Genomic DNA, 16,466 nt, shown 5'->3' on the forward strand with positions numbered 1-16,466 from the left:
GTTTAGTCAAATATTCGTTAGCTCCGGCTGCTAAAAAGCTTGGCGATCGCTAGGCATAGCTAATGCCGTTAGTGCAATCATCGGAATATGCATAAATTGCCGATCGTCACGAATACGGCGCATTGCTTCTAACCCATCCATTCCCGGCATTTGAATATCCATCACAATTAAATCGGGGCGTTGATCTCTCACAAGGTCAATAGCTTGTTGTCCATTATTTGCCAGAATGAGATGATACCCTTGGCTTTCAAGATAGTCGGACATGGTATCGATATTTGCTTGATTATCTTCTGCCAGCAAAATTAAAGGAGGTTTCAAATCGGTTTTTGGCAATACGATCAGATTTGATGACTCGGGATAGGCAGAATATTGCAGTTTCTCTATAGTTAGGGACTTGCAAGAAAATAAAGTACCAGCTAAACAGGGACAATAGTAATATCCCATTTGGGTAATGTTTCAGAACGCTGCCATTGGGGTTGGTATTGTTCTAACTCTTGCGAGAGAACCTTGATTCCTTTGTGATATGTGGTTTGAACCAGATGTACAATGGGAGCAATTCCTTTCCAAGTCATATTGGCGGCCCATTGTGCTGCGGCGGCAACAGAATCTAAAATCGCACCATTCCAATAGTTCTCCAAGGCAGCCCAACACCGCTCTATTGGATTGTACTTGCTATGGTAAGGGGGATAATAAATCAGTCGAATTTTTAAATTAATTGCACAAGACAACTCAACCATGCGTTTGATAAATTGTGTGCGGTTACTGCGAGTAGCGGCACCGCCATCAAGATCAATCACCCACTCATCAAGTTCCAGGTAATTGTGTTGATTCTCATGCCACCAAGCGGTTAAACAATCGACGATAAAATCACTGGTTTCCGCCGACTGACCCAAGTAAATCGATAGCTGGTCATTATGTGTATTGAGAATGCCAAAGGGAACTAAGACTGATGACCACTGTGTATCGTGGTCATCAGCAGCTTTCGCCTCCATTGTCCGAGCTTTACCGCCTCTAGAAAGGTTGCCAATCTTCACCTTAGCTTTAGTATCTATAGACACTCGCAACGATTTGGGGTTTTCATCTGATGCCTGATTCTCCCGGAACACATTCTCGAAAATGGCATCAGTTTGCGGAATCTTTTTCAAGGGTTTCGTTTTTTGTGTTTTTTTAGGCGATACCCTAAGCGATTGAGAATTTCTCCACAAGTTTGACGAGATGGCAATTCGCTCTCGTTATAGCCATGAACACTTACTAATGCTTCTCTTACTGCTCTGGCACTAATGCGGGCATACAGAAAGGTCGATTGAAATTTAGGGTCGGCTTGAGCTTGAGCATCCACCAATGAACGAATATCTGCTTCTAAGTTGGGCAATACCTCAATACTATTGTGTCGTCCCCTTGCCTGATAATTCTCTACACAGACTATCCCCGTCCGCCTTTCATGCAAGCCGAGTTGCACACTCTGGCGATTCCATCCCATAACGGTTTCTGCAATGCGTGCTGAACTATCGAAGTAATCTTCGGTAACTTTTGCCATGAAATCTCGTTTGCGATTGCTAGTCAGTTTCTGTGCTGCATCTTTAAAGGTCGATTTGATGGTGTCGGTGAGCATGAATTGAGGGATTCCCATTCTAGATATTTAAACTAGGCGCGGACAGTTCACCGCTTCTTCTCTTCTAGAATGGCTGGTATTTTATTTTCTTGCAAGTCCCTTAACTGAAGTTGAGTACGGGTAATCGGTTTGACCAAATATTCAAACGCTCCTTGAGCTAGCCCTTTGCTATGCTCATCCACAACTGAAATGATGATTACTGGAATATCTTTGGTTTTTGGGTTGGTCTTAAGCTGACTTAGCACGTCCCAACCAGATAGGTTCGGTAGTTGTAGATCCAGAACGATCAGAGCAGCCTGAACGCGCAGTACTTCTTCTACGGCTCCTTCACCTTGAGGATAGACAATGGCTTGCATTCCCATTTCGCCGAAGTAGCGAGTAATCTGGTCAGCTGCGGCAACAGAGTCTTCAATAATCAAAACCTGAGCATTCTCAGCAGGGAAACGATAGCTGGGCAATAAAGTAGTTACTTGCGTTGTTGGCACATTATCGCTGGGACGGTAAGGAATACGGACGGTAAAACAACTTCCCCTCCCCGCTTCACTGCTAACTGACACCGTTCCTCCATGTAGGGTAACAATCTTTTGTACCAGTGCCAAACCTAGACCAGTGCCACTGTACTGGCGGTTGAGGCTGCTGTCAAGCTGGATGAAAGGCTGAAATAGCTTGCCGATTTCTTCAGGGGCAATACCAATGCCAGTATCAGTGACATAAAAGCAGAGATGTAAGGGCACTTCCCCCGCCTCCGTTGCTCCTTCCAGACGGACTTCTAGCGTTACAGATCCCCCTTGTGGCGTGAACTTGACAGCGTTGCTCAATAGGTTGATCAGTATCTGGCGCAGGTAGCGATTGTCTGCTTTGATGCTGTCAATATTTTCAGAAATATGAGTATTAAGATGAATATTCTTTTTCAAAGCCATTTGTTTGATAAAGGCAAAGCTGCCATCACAAAGGCTGCTGACAGAAACATCACTCAATTGCAGTTCCAGTTTGCCAGATTCGATTTTAGATAAGTCTAAAATGTCGTTGATTAGTTCTAGCAAATGTCTACCACTGCGTTCAATAGTAGCGATCGCTTTTGCTTGTTTTTCATTAATGGAGCCGAACACACTTTCTTGTAAACCTTCTGACATACCCAAAATGGCATTGAGAGGTGTTCGCAGTTCATGACTCATGTTTGCTAAAAATTCGTCTTTGAGGCGAGTGGCGCGGGCAAGTTCCACGTTAGCGTTAGCAAGTTGCTCATTCGTCTGCCGCAGTTGTGCTTCGGCTTGTTTGCGTAAGCGAAGCTCCTCGTAGACATCGCTAATATCTGTGATCCGTACTAGATTCATAGTACGTCCGGCTACAGTGATTGGCTTGGCTGCAATGTTTCCCCAAAAAATCTTTCCCCGAAGAGTAACATATTCAAGCTCTCGGCTCCAGATACCTTTTGACTCCATCTCTGCCACAATCGAATCTGTTTCGCTGGCAGTGAATGGACGGCGCTGGAGTGTCTGCCCATTAATATTGATCAATTCAGCTTTGTCAGTCGCCTCAAACAATTCTACCGTCCGCCGATTGCAATCTAGGGTAAGCAGCGTTTCCGGATCAACTAGAAAGATGGCATCGGCAGATTCATTAAAAATTGCTTCTCGCAAATCCCGGTTGTGGATAAGTTCTTGTTCGGCTTGTTTGCGTAAGCGTTCGCATGGCATCTCGTAGAGAAGCTCGTCGTAGACATCGGTGATTTCTAGTAAACTGCCGACTGACTGCATAGGTTGACCATCGGCATGACTTTGAGCTGTACTTCCTTGTTGAATTGCGATACACCATTCCAGTGCTTGCCTTGCCGTATCAAACTCCAAAATGCAATAGGTATACAAGCTATCCTGCTGCAAGATATGACGCAACTTCACCCGTTCTTTAGCGCAATCATCAATCAGCAGGATCGTTATCGGGGAGTGGTGACTCATAAGGTACTTCCAAATAAAAAAATATCCCATCGTTTTAAGGGCAGGGGGGCAGGGAGCAGGGAGCAGGGGGAGGAACAGTCGTGTTGAGTCCAGAAATTGGAATAATTTATTTCTTGGAAGTCCCTAAGTTAAAAATACAAACGCGATCGCGCTTCAAAGAAATTGGACTTCGACAACTAAGCTAAACCACATCTAGTTTGCATATCTAAAATCTATATAACTCTTGTGGGGTGGGCAACATGAGCGCCCAGCTTATGCAATTTAAATGTGGAATATTATCATGTTAATAGCTTGACAAGTCAAGTTATAGTTGGATAGAAAATTAAAATCAAGATAAGCTGTCGCGCATTTAATTTGCACAACTAGGGCGGGCAAGATGCCCACCCCACAAGAGATTCATTTTTTTGAGGATGCAAATTAAAAGATTTTTAGCTTACCTGAGACATTTTATAAGAAGAATTCAGAAATCAGGAGTCAGAAAAAAGCCATGAATACTGTACGAGTGGTTGATAGCGCAGCGTATACCCTTCGGGATGCTTCGCTTAGAGCGAGTCCGCGATAGCGGAGCGGTAGCGAGTCCTCGAACGTCGCGTCTGAATATTGGTTTAAAACCTTGCCCGCAAGTGGCACGAAAAGAATTAAAATATTCCTCCTAATTACCCGCATTTCTCACAAGCTCAAGGCGTTTGATGGAGCAGAAGAGAAGTAATGAGTAAAAACTTCTTACTTCTTACTCATTACTTATTACTTCTCCCCGGCACAAGCACAGCCTTTAAGAGGTGTGGTGAGAAATCCGGGTAAGGTGCTATGCAGCTTAATACTTCCATCGTGAGGAAGATTTACCACTACGTAAGAATCTATCTCAACAGCAGCTTTCTTTTCACCTATTTTTGTACTGAAATTAATATTCAGCTAGCATAATACAGGTAATTTTATGACCTCTGCTGAATTTGTATCTCCAGCACAGTTTAAAGAGGAATCCCAGATTGAGGGAATTACAGAACCAAGTGTACTGCGTTATTTTGAAACCTTAAATGCAGGAGAATTCGAGGCGACTGCTGCCTTGTTTGGGGTAGATGGGGTGATGCGTCCACCATTTGAATCTGATATTGTGGGGACAGATGCGATCGCAGCCTACTTAAAACAAGAAGGCCAAAACATTAAAGCTTACCCCCACACAGGAATAGTCGAAACTTTAGATAACGCTACGATTCAAATCCAGGTAACAGGCAAAGCCCAAACTTCGTGGTGTAGTGTAAATGTATTGTGGTTATTTATCCTCAACCAACAACAGCAAATCTCATATACTAGAATCAAACTTTTAGCTTCTCCCAAAGAGTTACTTTCTTTACGTCGTGAAGACTAGCAAATAACTTTTAGGAGTCAGGAGAAATCCCCATAAATCAATTGAGGGGATTTAATGAGTTTTAATAAAGAAGAATATTTAATAGTTATTTTGCCTAAAAAGGGCAAAGTTTTAAACAAATATTCAGACTTTATCTGACTCGCTACCGCTCAGACTTTATCTGACTCGCTACCGCTATGCTCTCACCCAGCTATAAAAAACTAACGGCTTTATTCTAACTCCTGAATTCTTTTTCATAAATAACATGACTTAAAAATAGCAACTTTTGTTTATTGGACTAACTCAGGTAAAGTAGCTTCTAACTTCAGACAGTTAGCACCATTAACCTGTAGCTTGTAATCTACTTTATCCATGAGACGATTCATAATCAGCCAACCATAACCACCTTCTTGTTTTTCCATAGGGTTTGGAGCGTAGTATTTAGACATATCAAAGCCTTCGCCGTAGTCCCAAACTTCTAAGGCCAAATCCCGGTCTTTGACTTCCAAACGCAGTAAAATTGGTAAATTTGGTTTGTCCTTGTGGGCATGACGGACTGCATTGGAGTAAGCTTCCACTAAAGCCAGCCTCAAACGACTTGATTGCCGCGACCAGTCTACAGATTCTCCTAGCTGGATTTTCAAACATCCCAGCAACCAGTTTTCAACAATATTAAGAAAATTCAAGTCGCTTGGTACATGAAGCTCACTTTTCATTACTTATAAAATCTCCAGCGAAAGTATAGTTTGATCATCTTCTTGAACGTGATTATCTGCCTGGATGCGAGCTAGTAAATGGTTAAGCGAAAGTGGTTGTTCCTCTTGTTGTAAGAGTTGCCAAAGACCATCTTGATTCAGCATAGAACGGTTCACTGGTTCAACACCAGCTACTGTTTTTACCGTTGAATCAGGATTATTTGATACCATTGCTTCTGTAATTCCATCGCTGGCTAGCAACAATGTGTCTCCAGCAGCGAGAACCAAGCGACCAGACTCTGCCTGCCACTTAGGCAAGATTCCCAAAGGAACGCTGCGGACTTTGAGATAATTGGGATTGTCGGCTAAAGCCGAGCAGCGTGACCATAATAGTGGATAGATATGACCGGCATTAGTATAAACTAGTTCCTTAGTGCTAGGGGTATAACAAGCTAACACAAGGGTGATAAAATAGTTGTTACTAATTAAATCTTCGCTCAGAGCGTGGTTGAGGTTCTGCATAACCACATTCGGCTCGGCTGGTGTCTCTTGAGATAATTCTCGCCGCAAAACGGAAATAATACTAGCCATAAATAACGCAGCCGGGACACCCTTCCCAGAAACGTCACCAACTGCTAGCCATAAATCGCCTTTGGGATGAACAAACACTTCAAAAAAATCTCCTCCCACTTCCCGCGCCGGATAGCAGCAGGCTTGTACCTTCACACCTTTGATGTCAGGTAAACTTTGGCGTAGCAAGTTGTATTGAATTTGACGAGCCACCTCTAACTCAGTGTGAATCTGCTGTTGCTTTTCTTGGAGGCGCTGGTAAAGTTTTGCTTGAGAGAGCGCTAAGGCTGCTTGTTCAGCAACACCTGCAATCAGTTGGATATCTTCGTCTTGCCAAGGGCGATCGCTTCCCCATTGGTGGAGAGCTAGCACAGCCAACAGATGCTGATGGTAGCTAAGTGGCACAACCAGGTGGTGACAAGGATTACCCTTATATAGCTCTTGATCAAGTTGATAATGACGAGTTTCCAGCACTTTTTCGATTAAAACACTGGGGTCGAAGAAAAAATCTGATACAGTGGATTTAGGATTGTGGTACAAAAACTGGTCTTGTGTCAGGCGATCGCTCTCTACTGGTCTGAGCAAGCAACTGGTAGCTTCAAATCTTTCTCCAATAGTTGCGACAATTTTTTGTAGCATACTATCGTAGTCTAAAGATTCTCGAATTGCTGTTGTTACCGCATTAAACAAAGATTCTCGCCGTAGGGCCCGACGCAACTCTTGAGTGCGCTTCTTAACTAGGCGATATGTATCAGTGGCTTGCTCAACTAAGCCTCTGAGCCGTTCTGGATTCCAAGGTTTGGTAATATACTTGAAAACCTGACCAGAGTTAATCGCATCTACCAAATCTTCGACATCAGTAAAACCAGTTAACAAAATCCGAATCGTGTCTGGAAAGCGTTCTACGGTGCGACTAAAAAATTCAGTCCCATTCATTTCTGGCATTCTTTGGTCAGAAATAATCACCGCCATCTCACCAAATTGATCTAAGATTTCCATAGCACCAAAGGCATGATTGGCTTTATATACTTGAAAATCTCGCCTAAAAGTGCGGTAGAGTAAGTCTAAGTTATCTGGCTCATCATCTACCACCATGAGCTTAAGTTTGTCCGCCCCGATCTCAGCCATATTTGACTTTTGTTTTCACATATTTGAATGGCGAGATAGCATGATGTTTATCCCACCTGATAAATAACAGAAAATCAAAGAAGCTATTCACTTTGAAAAAATAACTTTCTCAAAGTTGTAAGTTTCCTTTGATGATTCTCAATGATCCACAGCAAAATTAACTTTATCCAACCAACCCAGAACGCAAGGCGCGGACTGCTGCTTGGGTACGGTCATCGGCACATAGCTTATTCAAAATATTGCGAACGTGAGTTTTAACAGTCCCAACAGTGATGTAAAGCCTTTCCGCAATTACTGCATTACTGCAACCTTCGACAATCAACTGTAACACTTCTAACTCCCTTTCTGTCAGTGTGTAAGGCTGAATTCCTTCCAGATTTTCAAGAAAATCTGGGTTAGGGGCAATAGTCTTATTGTCGGCAAAAGCCGATTCTAACTTTTGGGGATTTTGTTGTGCTTGTTGTAATACAATTCGAGCGATCGCCGGATCGATCCAGGCGTTGCCATTGTAAGTTACTCGCACTGCTTCCAGCAAATTATCAAATTTGATATCTTTCATACAGTAAGAGTCTGCACCAGCAGCAAAAGCTGCCAATACTGCTTCTTTGTTATCCCGCAGCGTCAGAATTAACACTTTTGTCAGTAGCTGCTGTCCATTAGTAGTAGATTTTACCTCCCGTGTTAACTCAATGCCATCTTTATCTGGTAAACCAATATCTACAATGGCAATATCTGGTCGTACCATTTTTAACATTTTTAGTCCCTCAACAGCATTGGCAGCTTCACCTACAACTTCAATTTCATCCTTTTGCTGTAGTGCTGTCCTAATACCTACACGAGTTAGGTCATGATCTTCAATTAAAGCGATACGAATTTTACTCATAGCCAACTTCAGCCCGTGACACTACCTATAACCATAAAGTCGAGTTTCGTTACATACTCCTACACTAACTGCAAGTAGTATAGTGGAGGCTTCTGTTCCCGGAACCAGAGTTGCGAGTTGAGCGTTTTATACTGAGTGAATATTACACTTTAACAATACAAGTTGGGCTGGTTCAGCCCAAGTACAAGCGCCCAAAATTAATAGACATCTGGTGAAATTAATTATGCGTTACTTGAAATCCTTGTAGAGACGTAGCACTGCTATATGTCTACATTCTTTTTCACTCATATCTCTAATTAGTTTAATTATGCTTTCTATTGTTGCAGGGCAATGGGGCGTCTATCCTGTGGAAGTTCTAATATAAAAAATTTGATAAACTTAACATTCATGCAAAATCTGGTGTGAGGATTACTCAAGAATAGGCTATGTCTAACGGCAATCAAGCATTTTCAGTGTTAGGAATACCAGTTCATGTGATGGCTAACTATCCAGGCTGGTTGCTAGAATGCCTGCACGCAGGCAGAGGAACTCATGTAGTAACGCTCAATGCAGAAATGACTATGCAGGCAGAGCGAAATCAATTATTAGCTCAGGTCATTAAAAATGCTGAACTCGTAATTCCAGATGGAGCCGGGGTGGTTTTATATTTACGGTGGCTATTATGGCAAAAAGTGCAGCGTTTTCCGGGAATTGAATTAGCAGAAAAACTTTTGCAAGAACTTGGGCAGCAGAAGATAGGAGCAAAGGTATTTTTCTATGGAGGAGCGCCTGGAGTCGCCGCAAAAACGGCAGATTTTTGGCAGCAGCAAATTCCAGATTTGAATATAGTAGGCACTCACTCTGGCTACCATTCGGCAGAAGAAGAAGCACAATTGCGACAAACTCTTGTTCAATTGCAGCCACAAGTGATTTTTGTCGGTTTGGGAGTGCCACGTCAAGAGTTATGGATTGCCGAAAACCGCCATTTGTGTCCTCAAGCAATTTGGATTGGCGTTGGTGGCAGTTTTGATATTTGGTCGGGAACTAAAACTCGCGCTCCTGCCTGGTTAGGAAATAATAATTTGGAATGGTTGTATCGCCTTTATCAAGAACCTTGGCGCTGGCGGCGAATGTTGGCTTTGCCAGCCTTTGCGGTAAAAGCTTTTGTTTATCGTTTAACAGCAAGGGGTGCAATTAGTTAATGGGGCATGGGGCATGGGGATGAGGAGACGTGGTGATGCAAAAAAAAGATCAATACTATCTCTGTGTAAGAGTGTCTCAATGCCCAATGCCCAATGCCCAATTTTGAGTGTTATTACTTAGCTACTATTAAAGTCTTTAAAAAGTTTTAAATTTTATTTGTTGAATTTAAATTCCCAGGCGAAACCTGGGAATCCTTATTTTTGAGAGGAATGTCACATCTAAGCTACCAAACAGTTTGGTTGTGGGTATGAGGAAAATTTAACAATGCCAGTATTAACAACTCAAGTTAAGAAAGACAAATCCCTTCATAGAGAGGACTGTGAAACTCAACAGCATGATGGCAGTACTACTGCAAAGGTGAAATTGCAATCTGTAAGCAAGACTTACACTAACGGGACTCACGCCTTGTTGAATGCGAACCTTGAGGTAAAAAAGGGAGAATTTTTGTTTATCACGGGGCCAAGTGGTTCTGGTAAATCAACGCTCTTGAAACTGTTGTATGGCCAGGAGTTGCCTACACAGGGAGAAGTAATCGTTGATGAATGTAATGTAGCTGGTTTACGGGGCGATCGCTTGTCATTATTGCGGCGACGGATTGGTATTGTGTTTCAAGACTACAAATTAATTACTCAACGAACAGTGGCAGAAAATGTCACTTTTGTGCTGCAAGCTCAAGGGTATACCCGTAAAGAAATTCAACGACGTTTAGAACCAACCTTGAAGTTGGTAGGTTTGCTGAATAAAGCTGACTGTTTTCCAGATCAACTCTCTGGGGGAGAGCAACAGAGGGTGAGTATTGCTCGTGCGATCGTTGGTACGCCACCCTTGCTGTTGGCAGATGAGCCTACTGGAAACCTCGATCCAGATAATTCTTGGCAAGTGATCCAGATTCTGCGAAAGTTAAATTCCTTTGGGGCTACAGTAATTGTTACCACCCACGATGAACAATTGGTGCGGCGGTGTAATCATCCGGTAGTGCAAGTTTGTAATGGACGACTGTTTCGAAAATAGTTATTTGTCATTAGTCATTGGTCATTGGTCATTTGCAAAGTACAAAGGACAAAGGACAAATGACTAATAAACGTGGTGTTTGACTTTTGCTGATACGGGTGTGAAAGTTGCTGCTGTTTTGGGGGATAAAACTTGTGGGCGATGGTCTTCGACCGACCGGAGGTCATCGCAGGCTTGTAAACTCTTAAAAGCTGCCTCTCGAACCACAACTTCTTTTTCTCGACTGAGTAGGAGTTGCAAGCATTCCACAACATCTTGCTGCACTGAAGAATCAACTCGCTGACGGCTGATAAATTTAGTTAGTTGACGTAGGGCAATCAACCGCTTCAATGGATCTTTTTCTGTTAAATTCACCAACAACTGATCTAGGTGGTCTTCTTCTCGATTTTCATAGAAGTTGACAATTTGCCACACCAATAAAATTAAAGTTAACAATGTTCCCACACCTTGCACAATAGCACCAGCAGCAATCCAGTGACTGCGAGAGTCAACCCAAATTGCCGCTGCCATGTAAGTGCTGACAGTAGCAAGACCACCACTGACGACTGCTAAGGCTAATCGACGATTTGAACTATTTAAAGACTTACGTATTTTAGACCAACGCAATTGCCAGTCCCACTCTTGCATTGAGTAAACCAATACCATTACTCCAATGCCGATTAAGAGAGCCAATAGCAGTTTCCAGTTCCACAACAACATGGCAACGACGATTGTCAGGAACCCAAGAAAGCCCCCAGGCCCAGAGAAGCGCTTAAATGTTTGCTGCTTTATGGCTCCCTTTGTCTTGATTTTTGGAAGCGACCAGTTCCATCTGGGGATTTGGTTGATCAATTGCTGCCAAGAAGACGAAGCCTGTGCCACAGTGTTTACCTACTTGATTACGAAATTACCTATTGTATAAGTTTTACTATGGATGAAGAAAGGATGAAGGCTCAAACCACAATGTGCCCGCTTTTATGAACGGATAGTAGACTATTACAGGCGCAAACTAAGATACCATTTTCAATGGCTCAGAGCAAGGGCATCTTGTACGTAAGTCTTAATTAAAAACAAAAACGAAAGTTATCAAGGGTGAATTGACCATCAAAAGCACGGAAGGTAACGCTGTAGATTCATTCACATTTATATAGGAATCCGGTTTGATTACTGAAATTATTTGCGTAGGCTGGGAGTGGGGAGTAGGGAGTGGGGAGTAGGAAAAAAGACTTTTTGAGTGTACGGAGTTTTTTCAAAAATCAAATATGAGTCCTATAGATAATAAGGTATTAGGAGAAATTGCCGAGTCTGAGTTGGCAAGATTATAGCCTGGTAGTGCGCGCGATCGTCAGCCGAAAGCACTAGCCGTTGCGAACTAGTGACAAAGGCGCTAACCGAATTAACCGGATGCAAGAAAGTACTTAATCTGACGGTAGTGAGAAGTCTGACAATGATTGGTTCGCGATAATAACAATGAGTAGGAAGTTAGAACTAAACACGTAAACACAAAAGTAAGAAAAAGTACTATGCTTCAACCACTAGGATTTGAACAACGCTCCATAAATAGTTCACTGGGTAGGATAGTATACTATACTGGCACTGGGACACCTTGGCAGGATGATTTGGCAACCAAAGATGATCGGGAAACTTTGGTGTTTCTGCATGGCTTTGGTGGCGGGTCTTCTGCTTATGAGTGGTCGAAAGTTTATCCGGCTTTTGCCTCTGAATATCGGGTGATTGCGCCAGATTTGCTCGGTTGGGGTAGGTCTGAGCATCCAGCACGGAGTTATAATATTGAGGATTATTTAACCACTATTCGGGAGTTTTTCGAGCAAACTTGTACCGGCCCAGTAACTGCGATCGCTTCTTCTTTAACCGCAGCATTTACAATTCGGGTAGCAGCAGATCACCCTGATTTATTCAAGTCTTTAATTCTTACCACTCCCGCCGGACTTTCTGACTTTGGCGAAGACTACTCACGTAGTTTTTTTGCCCAGTTAGTTAGCGTTCCCATCGTTGATCGTCTAATTTACAGCACTGGAGTTGCTACTAGTGGTGGTATTCGTAGCTTCTTAGAACAACGGCAATTTGCTAAATCCAATCGAGTGTACGAGGAAATTGTAGATGCTTATCTACAATCCGCCCAACAACCAAATGCTGAATATGCAGCACTGTCCTTTGTACGTGGAGATTTATGCTTTGATTTATCTCTTTACATTCAACAGTTGACTACTCCCACCGCCATTATTTGGGGACAAAAGTCAGAATTTACAGGGCCTTCAATTGGTCGCCGCCTTGCCGAAATCAATCCCCAAGCAATCCGATTTTTTCAACAGTTGGAAGATGTCGGGTTAACACCACAGTTAGAATTGCCAGCAGTGACAATTGGATTAATTCGCAAATTTTTGCCTTTGCTTAATTAATATGATCAAAACTGCCACTGTGGTTCTGGGGGACTTTGTGCAGGGGAGAAGTAATAAGTAATAAGTAATGAGTAAGAAGTAAGAAGTTTTTACTCATTACTCATTACTCATTACTCATTACTCATTACTTCTCTTCTGCTCCATCAAACGCCTTGAGCTTGTGAGAAATTCGGGAGAATACTATTTATCTTTCAATCTGATATCAATGACAGTTGCATTGAAGTTGTAGTTATAGCCTTCTAACTCAAATGGCATCCCAATTTTTACTTTACTGCTACCCAGAACTGGCCCGCTTTCGGTGCTTTTGGCTTTGCCATCTAAAGTTATAAGCAAATCTGTACTAAAATTATTGGTTTTTGGATCTGGTAATTCTTTAACAGTGCCATCTGGTTGGAAAACATTGACTGTTCTAGGTAGGAGTTGGACAGATTTAATTTCAATCGCCCCCCCGTATGGTTGATTGCGGATAATCACGTTAGTTTTCCCGCCTTTTTTTAAGCCGTTATTAAATAATTGCTCAGGATCGCGTACATTCAAACCACGAACTACTAAGTCTACTTCTATAGGTACTATTTTCTCACCGATTTGGGCTAGACCCAAGCTAGATAAGAAGGTAGACAAGATGACAAATATAACTAGCAGAGTTACTAGCGCAGCACCTAAATCTAGAAGGTTGATTTTGCCGAACAAACGACCTTTTGAATCTAAAATAGCCATAAAAATTTTTCCGAGGTAATAGCGAAGTAATTGATTGTAGCAAGAAGGTTTTTAATGGGAACGGCAATTTTCCCTATTTGGTAATAACTCAAAGCATCCGGAAGTTGCGGTTATGCGACAGTGTATCACGAGCTAGTAAGTTCTAAGGTGTGGTAACTAACCCTCAAACTTTCACCTGTTAAGACTGACGTAGCTAGAAAGTAAAATTTAGTGTTTATGCCTATCTTGAGAGGGAACCCCTAGCCTGTCACAGTTAGGTAAATTTGCGTCAGAATTATCTGTATGACAACTCCTTTGGTTTTGAGTTAAGAATGCAACTCAGAATACTCTAAATCCGTCTCATAGTTTATCCCATTATTTTATGTTCTCCCAAAATAATCTTCAGAGTGTATTATGTTCAATTGGAAAGGTTTTGTTGCAAATTACCGTGTATGGCGACGTAGCTGGTTTTATCCCCTAATTTCGGTGGTAGTCGCCCTGAGTCTGTGCCTGAGTACACCTTTGCCTGGAAGAACTTTAGATTTTTTGCCTCTTATATTGCAGGGAGTCCAGGTACTTCAGCTTTCTAATATATCCGATCGCCAGGAAAGTGATATTGGCAAGCAGATTAATGAGGAAATACTGGGAAGTAAAATTCGACTTTACCGGAATTCTGAAGTTAATCGCTATGTAGAACAAATCGGTCGGCGTTTAGCAGCTAATAGCGATCGCCCCAATCTTCCCTTTACTTTCCAAGTAGTTGAAGATGATGCTATTAATGCTTTTGCTACTTTAGGAGGTTATGTATATGTCCACACGGGTTTGCTGAAAACTGCCGACAATGAAGCGGAATTAGCAAGTGTCATCGCTCATGAAATTGGTCACATCGGCGGTAAACACCTGGTTAAACAGATGCGGCAAAAAGCGATCGCTAGTGGTTTAGCAACAGCAACAGGTTTAGATCGCAATACGGCTGTGGGCATTGGTGTAGAACTTGCCTTGAATCGTCCTCGCAGTCGTCAAGATGAATTTGATGCCGATCAAAGGGGGTTAAGAACTTTGACACGCTCTGGTTATGCCCAGTCTGGCATGGTTTCTTTTATGCAAAAGCTGCTGAAAAAAGGTGGTTCTACTCCGACATTTTTGAGTACGCACCCCGGAACTAGCGATCGCATTGATGCCCTCAGACGCGCAATTAACTCTCAACCTAGTAATGGAAAATATGGTTTAGATAATGCTAGTTATAGAGCTAATATTCGACCATTAGCCAGGTCTTGAGGGTATTGGCTATAGTTTTCTCGTGGTCTCCTAGTCCCTCTCATCTCAAATATTGCTCAATTCCTATTGCGACGATCAAGCTTGATTTTGGCTGGATCAATTGTAATTACAACCTCTTCTAAAGGCAGGGTACGGATATAGTTTTTAAAGATATTAACTTGATAAACCAAGTTATTTGTGACATCGAGTCCAGTCAACCACCCACTCCGGGGATGATAGGCACCAGTATCTATGTCTAGCCATCCCTGTCCCCGTGCTAGTTTTCCCGGAGAAACACCCGGCAGGGTAAAGGTAATGGTATGACCGATGATAATTTGCTTATCTAGGAAGTAGGGTTTTTCAATGCTGTGAAATTCCTCTCGTATCCAGCAGAGTTGGTCAGCAGTTTGTTCTGCCACCGATTTGGAAGGGTCAACACCAGCATGAGTTAACCAAATATCCCCCAAGTCAAGGTATGTAGGCAAATTTTTCAACCAATCCAGATGGTCATCAGGAATTGGAGCCTCTTGGTAACTAGCCACGGTAGCTTGCCCTCCACCATACAGCCATGCTTGCATCGTCGAAGAAGAAGTCCTTTCATTGGTCAGAATGTTTAATAACATCTGCTCATGATTTCCCAGCAAACACGGGTAGTTATTTCGCTTGACAAAATTAACTACTTGTGCGCTATGAGGCCCGCGATCAATTAAGTCACCCAGAAAATAAACTTGATCCTCTGACATGGGGGCGATCGCCTCCAACAATGTCATTAAACCTTCATAATGTCCATGTACATCCCCAATTACAATTCGTCTGGGGCTAGTTTCGCTCATTGTCTCTTAGCTGCAATAGTTTGGCTAATACTTCTGCTACAGTTTAAGCTGTCTGCGTTCCGCAATAGAAGGTAAAAATACTGGATAATGTTTATTTTAATTTAATTGTTGTACGAGTAATAAACTTAACTTATCAAATATATACAAGAGCAGTTGTTTTTCACATATCACTTATAATAACGATGGCATAAAACTAGATTTTTCTGCTAATTTAAAATATTTAGCTAAGAATTTAGGCACTTGCCATATTGATCACTAGATTTTTCATCTATACCTAACTTTTTAACCTGACTTAAGTTAATATTTAATATTTGCGACCCTTGCTTTTTTAACATTGATTCTACTTCTTCATCACTTAAGCCGTTTCTTTGGGCAACACTACGGATATTACTATTTAATACTTGTTGCACTATATCCGTCGCTAATCTTTTTGTATATCCTTTACTTTTATCTACAAAATCTAGTTTTTCACTAAAGACTTTTTTACACTTGTGACATTTAAATTGGCGACGATTTATTTTTAATAACACCGATTTTTTATTCCAAGGTAAATCATGAATCATCCTCCAATGATTTTGATGTATACTGTGGGTAATTTTTCCGCAGGAATTACAAGCCGAATAATTCACGCTTTTTTCTATCGTTATAATTATTTCTTCCCCAACAAGTTCTTGAAAATCTAATACTTTCATATCGGGAAGATTCAAGATTTGCTCTACAGGAAACTTCATAGTAAATACCTGAAAACTAACAAAATTATAATATATACTATAATTTTGGTAATTTTACATAATATTTAATATCTCTTAAATATTTATCATATATATATTGTAGGCATTGCTATCAGTAAATTATAGTCATTATAATTCAGCTAATTCTAATAATTAGCATAAAACTACC

13 protein-coding genes and 2 pseudogenes are annotated in these 16,466 nt (G+C 41.7%); 5 read left to right on the forward strand and 10 right to left on the reverse strand.

The annotated features are described in order from the left end of the window. Nucleotides 1-30: 30 nt before the first annotated feature. The 3 genes and pseudogenes from ANSO36C_RS19425 to ANSO36C_RS19440 all read right to left on the reverse strand — a co-directional run bounded on the left by ANSO36C_RS19425 (nucleotide 31) and on the right by ANSO36C_RS19440 (nucleotide 3,567). A complete protein-coding gene (locus tag ANSO36C_RS19425; RefSeq protein ID WP_251955851.1) occupies nucleotides 31-333 on the reverse strand; it encodes a response regulator in 303 nt (100 codons plus the stop codon). Nucleotides 334-416: 83 nt separating this feature from the next. Then, nucleotides 417-1,630 (reverse strand): annotated as a pseudogene (locus ANSO36C_RS34955) (ISAzo13 family transposase). A 29-nt stretch (nucleotides 1,631-1,659) separates the two neighbouring features. Then, complete coding sequence (locus tag ANSO36C_RS19440) at nucleotides 1,660-3,567, reverse strand: PAS domain-containing hybrid sensor histidine kinase/response regulator (RefSeq protein ID WP_251955852.1); 1,908 nt, start codon at nucleotides 3,565-3,567, stop codon at nucleotides 1,660-1,662. Nucleotides 3,568-4,501: 934 nt separating this feature from the next. Here ANSO36C_RS19440 and ANSO36C_RS19445 point away from each other — a divergent pair. Further along, entirely contained in the window at nucleotides 4,502-4,933 is a 432-nt protein-coding gene (locus ANSO36C_RS19445; protein WP_251955853.1) for a ketosteroid isomerase family protein, read from the forward strand. 269 nt (nucleotides 4,934-5,202) lie between these two features. On the opposite strand, the gene ANSO36C_RS19450 is transcribed toward ANSO36C_RS19445, so the two are convergent. The 3 genes from ANSO36C_RS19450 to ANSO36C_RS19460 form a co-directional block, all read right to left on the reverse strand. Next, entirely contained in the window at nucleotides 5,203-5,628 is a 426-nt protein-coding gene (locus tag ANSO36C_RS19450) for an ATP-binding protein (RefSeq protein WP_190940748.1), read from the reverse strand. A 3-nt stretch (nucleotides 5,629-5,631) separates the two neighbouring features. Beyond that, nucleotides 5,632-7,305: a SpoIIE family protein phosphatase gene (locus ANSO36C_RS19455; RefSeq protein ID WP_251955854.1), complete on the reverse strand. Its 1,674-nt coding sequence runs from the start codon at nucleotides 7,303-7,305 to the stop codon at nucleotides 5,632-5,634. A gap of 163 nt (nucleotides 7,306-7,468) precedes the next feature. Further along, entirely contained in the window at nucleotides 7,469-8,188 is a 720-nt protein-coding gene (locus ANSO36C_RS19460) for a response regulator transcription factor (RefSeq protein ID WP_251955855.1), read from the reverse strand. 425 nt (nucleotides 8,189-8,613) lie between these two features. Here ANSO36C_RS19460 and ANSO36C_RS19465 point away from each other — a divergent pair, with 425 nt between their 5' ends. Further along, on the forward strand, nucleotides 8,614-9,369 hold the full coding sequence (locus tag ANSO36C_RS19465) for a WecB/TagA/CpsF family glycosyltransferase (RefSeq protein WP_251955856.1): 756 nt from the start codon (nucleotides 8,614-8,616) through the stop codon (nucleotides 9,367-9,369). 265 nt (nucleotides 9,370-9,634) lie between these two features. Continuing rightward, entirely contained in the window at nucleotides 9,635-10,381 is a 747-nt protein-coding gene (gene ftsE / locus ANSO36C_RS19470) for a cell division ATP-binding protein FtsE (protein WP_251955857.1), read from the forward strand. 63 nt (nucleotides 10,382-10,444) lie between these two features. Here ftsE and ANSO36C_RS19475 read toward each other — a convergent pair whose 3' ends face one another. Then, a complete protein-coding gene (locus ANSO36C_RS19475) occupies nucleotides 10,445-11,242 on the reverse strand; it encodes an armadillo-type fold-containing protein (RefSeq protein WP_251955858.1) in 798 nt (265 codons plus the stop codon). Between the two features lie 641 nt (nucleotides 11,243-11,883). Between ANSO36C_RS19475 and ANSO36C_RS19480 the strand changes: the two genes are divergently transcribed. Further along, a complete protein-coding gene (locus ANSO36C_RS19480) occupies nucleotides 11,884-12,780 on the forward strand; it encodes an alpha/beta fold hydrolase (RefSeq protein ID WP_251955859.1) in 897 nt (298 codons plus the stop codon). Nucleotides 12,781-12,960: 180 nt separating this feature from the next. On the opposite strand, the gene ANSO36C_RS19485 is transcribed toward ANSO36C_RS19480, so the two are convergent. Continuing rightward, on the reverse strand, nucleotides 12,961-13,497 hold the full coding sequence (locus ANSO36C_RS19485) for a DUF4330 domain-containing protein (RefSeq protein ID WP_251955860.1): 537 nt from the start codon (nucleotides 13,495-13,497) through the stop codon (nucleotides 12,961-12,963). 393 nt (nucleotides 13,498-13,890) lie between these two features. Between ANSO36C_RS19485 and ANSO36C_RS19490 the strand changes: the two genes are divergently transcribed. Beyond that, on the forward strand, nucleotides 13,891-14,754 hold the full coding sequence (locus ANSO36C_RS19490) for a M48 family metallopeptidase (RefSeq protein WP_251955861.1): 864 nt from the start codon (nucleotides 13,891-13,893) through the stop codon (nucleotides 14,752-14,754). Nucleotides 14,755-14,810: 56 nt separating this feature from the next. Here the strand turns inward: ANSO36C_RS19490 and ANSO36C_RS19495 are convergent, their stop codons facing one another. Both ANSO36C_RS19495 and ANSO36C_RS19500 read right to left on the reverse strand, forming a co-directional pair. Further along, nucleotides 14,811-15,566 carry a metallophosphoesterase family protein gene (locus ANSO36C_RS19495; protein ID WP_251955862.1) on the reverse strand — a complete coding sequence of 252 codons (756 nt, stop codon included), beginning with the start codon at nucleotides 15,564-15,566 and terminating at the stop codon, nucleotides 14,811-14,813. Nucleotides 15,567-15,829: 263 nt separating this feature from the next. Beyond that, nucleotides 15,830-16,297: pseudogene (locus tag ANSO36C_RS19500) on the reverse strand (helix-turn-helix domain-containing protein); the annotation flags it as partial. Nucleotides 16,298-16,466 lie beyond the last annotated feature (169 nt).

It is taken from the genome of Nostoc cf. commune SO-36, from assembly GCF_023734775.1.
In the GTDB taxonomy this organism is placed as follows: domain Bacteria; phylum Cyanobacteriota; class Cyanobacteriia; order Cyanobacteriales; family Nostocaceae; genus Nostoc; species Nostoc commune_A.